This is a genomic window from Wenyingzhuangia gilva (assembly GCF_030519655.1).
Classification (GTDB): domain Bacteria; phylum Bacteroidota; class Bacteroidia; order Flavobacteriales; family Flavobacteriaceae; genus Wenyingzhuangia; species Wenyingzhuangia gilva.
Genome location: NZ_JAUMIT010000031.1, coordinates 1 through 2534, shown reverse-complemented (window position 1 = coordinate 2534; position 2534 = coordinate 1). Strand labels below are relative to the sequence as shown.

Sequence of the window (2534 nt, the reverse complement as noted above, 5' to 3'; positions counted from 1 at the left end):
AAATCTTGTTGATTTGGCTTTGTGAAATCAAAAGAAACAAATCCAAACAAAAAGCTTCGGCTTAGTACGTGTTCGAAAATCTTGTCGATTTTCAATCCCGCACAAAGCCTAGCCAAAACCGTTGGCAACTATAAAATTGTAACGGTCTGAGAATAAAAACATAATGCATTTTATTTTGTCGAAAAATTTATTTGGTGTAAATTTACATCAAAATCGAATCTCATGACAAGACAAAGTATTTCATTTACACAACCAAATGATGAATGGTTAAAATCTCAAGTTGACAACAAAGAGTATTCTAGTAAGAGTGAACTTGTTAATGACTTGATAAGACAAGCTAGAAAACAACAAAGAAAAATAGATTGGATAAGTGCCAAACTTGAAAAAGCTGAAAATAGTGGATTTACGAATGACAGTAAAGAAGAAATTTTAGCACAATCGAAATCTTTACTTAATGGCTAAATACAAATTAAGTAATACTGCTAAAGAAGATTTAGTGAGAATTCATCATTATGGAGTTGAGAAATTTGGAATGGCACAAGCTGACAAATATTTTGACTCTTTTTTTGAATATTTTGAAATAATTGCTCAACGCCCATACTCATTTGAATCTATCGATTTTATAAAAGAAGGATATAGACGTTGTGCGTGTGGTTCTGACAGTATTTATTATAGAATTAATAATGACATTGTTGAAATCATGACTATAATAGGAAAACAAGATTTGAATAATATCATTTAATATAAAATTACAGTTGCCAACACCGGCTAAACTTCATGCGGGTTCTGTGCAAACTTCAAAGTTTTGTGTATATTTACTAAGTCGCCAAATCTTGTTGATTTGGCTTTGTGAAATAAAAGAAACAAATCCAAACAAAAAGCTTAGGCTCAGTCCGTTCTCGAAAATCTTGCCGATTTTCTTCCCGCACAAAGCCTAGCCAAAACCGTTACCTGCAATTAAACCAACATTATGAAAAAAAATTTCTTATTGATATTTTTGACGTTATCAGCAATCTCTTTTGGACAACGATCTGAATTAAAAATATGTGATTGTAAAGAATTAGTGATGAAAGGCAAGGATGGAAAATCTGCGTTTAAAAACAAAATGGCTTATACAGGAAAATGTCAGACAAAAAACTCAAATGGAATTGTCTCTAAAGAACTGAATTATTATAACGGACAACTTCAAGGAGAATCTAAAGAATATTATCTTAATGGAGATTTAAAAGAAATTACAGAGTATTCAAGAAATATGAAACACGGAAAATATATTCTGTATAATGAAAACGGACAAATCATAATCGAGGGAAATTATAAAAACAAACTAAAAGAAGGAAAGTGGAAATATTATGACAAGGATTCTGGAAAACTTACTAAAACGACTGACTTTAAATTTGGAAAAGAAAAAAACAGCAGGTAACACCGGCTAAACTTCATGCGGGTTTTGTGCCAAATTCAAAGTTTTGTGTATATTTACTAAGTCGCCAAATCTTGTTGATTTGGCTTAGTTAAAACCAAAAGAAACAAATCCAAACAAAAAGCTTCGGCTTAGTCCGTGTTCGAAAATCTGGCCGATTTTCAACCCCGCACAAAGCCTAGCCAAAACCGTTAACTAAAATAAAATCGTAGCGGCGTTTTCTGTAGAATTATTACTATAATTTGAAACTTTTTACATCTCTCCTATTTTAAAAATTATCATAAAATAAGATCATTTTCTTAGCTGAAAATTATTGGCTTTTTTCGTTGCGTATAAAAATTTAAGCAAAAAATCTCTTTAAATAAATTAACATTTTTATTGCTGAAAAAACATAGAATTCCTGACAAAAGTTGGGTTTGAAAAATCGTAACTGCGAAAAATATCAAGTTTTTGAGAAATTATTTAAACTTAAAAAGTTCTTCTTTTCTTGATAAATAAAAAACAGTAGAAGCGCGTAGGAAATTATCGTAGTTGTGTGAAATTATTAAGCTTTTGAAACATTAACTAAACATAAAAAGTTCTTCTTTTCTTAATAATTAAAAACAGTAGAAACGTGTAGGAAATTATCGTAGTTACGTGAAATTATATTTCTTTTGAAAAATTATCATGATAAAGATTTTTATCTATTCTAATTTTTTGTGGCGATAGGAAACTAATATTTTGTTTGAAACTTAAATTAAAAAAAATGAGGTTTTATATCTAAATAAGCAGTTTGAAAAAAACTTTAGTTAACACCGGCTAAACTTCATGCGGGCTTCTGTGCTTTCTCAAAGTTTTGTGTATATTTACTAGGTCACCAAATCTTGTTGATTTGGCCTTGTGAAACCAAAAGAAACAAAACCAAACAAAAAGCTTCGGCTTAGTACGTGTTCGAAAATCTTGTCGATTTTCAACCCCGCACAAAGCCTAGCCAAAACCGTTAACTTAAACAGCACTGAAATTCCTATTGGAATTTTTCGCAGTGAATTAAATGAAAGGTTTTTTATCTATTTGAAAGCAATGCTCACGCAAAATTTTTAAATCTGAACTTTGTTTTAACTGAAAAATAAGAACTTTT

General features: G+C 30.1%; 3 protein-coding genes. All 3 read left to right on the top strand.

Translation table 11 applies throughout. The features are described from left to right. Nucleotides 1-222: 222 nt before the first annotated feature. The 3 genes from QVZ41_RS14530 (at nt 223) to QVZ41_RS14520 (ending at nt 1420) form a co-directional block, all read left to right on the top strand. Nucleotides 223-462: a ribbon-helix-helix domain-containing protein gene (locus QVZ41_RS14530; RefSeq protein WP_302885371.1), complete on the top strand. Its 240-nt coding sequence runs from the start codon at nt 223-225 to the stop codon at nt 460-462. Next, nucleotides 455-742 (top strand): type II toxin-antitoxin system RelE/ParE family toxin, encoded by a 288-nt coding sequence (locus tag QVZ41_RS14525; protein WP_302885370.1) that lies wholly within the window; start codon nt 455-457, stop codon nt 740-742. The genes QVZ41_RS14530 and QVZ41_RS14525 overlap by 8 nt, the downstream gene beginning before the upstream one ends. A 228-nt stretch (nt 743-970) precedes the next feature. Continuing rightward, complete coding sequence (locus tag QVZ41_RS14520; protein WP_302885369.1) at nt 971-1420, top strand: toxin-antitoxin system YwqK family antitoxin; 450 nt, start codon at nt 971-973, stop codon at nt 1418-1420. The last annotated feature ends 1114 nt before the right edge of the window (nt 1421-2534 follow it).

Coding starts and splice junctions, on each gene's coding strand:
- QVZ41_RS14520 (WP_302885369.1), top strand. CDS start 971: ATGAAAAAAAATTTCTTATTGATATTTTTGACGTTATCAGCAATCTCT.
- QVZ41_RS14525 (WP_302885370.1), top strand. CDS start 455: ATGGCTAAATACAAATTAAGTAATACTGCTAAAGAAGATTTAGTGAGA.
- QVZ41_RS14530 (WP_302885371.1), top strand. CDS start 223: ATGACAAGACAAAGTATTTCATTTACACAACCAAATGATGAATGGTTA.